Below are 731 nucleotides of genomic sequence, written 5' to 3' on the forward strand. Positions count from 1 at the left end.
GCCCGTCCGGGCCCCGCGCCAGCGGCAGGATCGCCTCGGGTCCGGCCTCGCCCATCAGGCCGGTGCCGCCGCGCATCGGGAAGGCCACCGGCCCCGAAACGACGCCGCCCTTGGCAAAGGGCATCACCCGGCCCTGGCTGAAAGGCGCGCCATCGGCAAAGGGCAGCAACCCGCCCAACCCCCGCGCGATCAGCCCGCCGACATGGTCGGTCACCGGCTTGACCGCGGCGGAATAGGTGCTGCGGATCATGCTGCGTGCGATATGTTCCAGCGCGTCGCTCAGCTTCAGGCCGTCGAACGCCAGCCCGTCAAAGGCGCGGCGCAGCCCCTTGGACAATCCGCGTTCCAGCGTCGCAACATCCTGCCCGGTGCTGGCCAGTGTGCCGCCGATGCGCCTCAGCTCGGCCTCGAACCCCGCGGCCATGCCGGCGGCGGCACCCAGGCTGTCTTCCAGCGCCTCGGCGCGGTCGCCCAATTCGTCAAACCCGTCACGATCGGTCATTGCCCTCTCCTTTCCCGCCATCCGGATAGGCGGCCAGCAGCGCCTCCAGACCGGCCCGGTTCATCGGCGCCGCCGTCTCGCCCAGCATCAGCCGCAGCTCGGCCGGGGTGAGGCCCCAGAACGCATCGGGGCTCAGGCCCAGCCCGCGCATCCCGGCCTGCATCAGCGCCGGCCAGTCGAACCCGCTCATCCCTCGCCCGGCACCAGGAAGGCGCGGGCCAGCAGCGTT

The 731-nt window shown here is 72.1% G+C and carries 2 protein-coding genes; both read right to left on the minus strand.

Annotated elements, in window-relative coordinates:
• Positions 1–502, minus strand: a 502-nt coding sequence (locus CVM52_RS26265) for an RcGTA-type gene transfer agent tail tape measure protein (protein WP_100165099.1), incomplete at its 3' end; no start/stop codon positions are given.
• Positions 489–731: rcc01693 family protein (locus CVM52_RS26270; RefSeq protein ID WP_370741730.1), on the minus strand; the 243-nt coding region annotated here is incomplete at its 5' end. The genes CVM52_RS26265 and CVM52_RS26270, both read right to left, overlap by 14 nt.

This window comes from Pseudooceanicola lipolyticus (assembly GCF_002786325.1).
Taxonomy (GTDB): domain Bacteria; phylum Pseudomonadota; class Alphaproteobacteria; order Rhodobacterales; family Rhodobacteraceae; genus Pseudooceanicola_C; species Pseudooceanicola_C lipolyticus.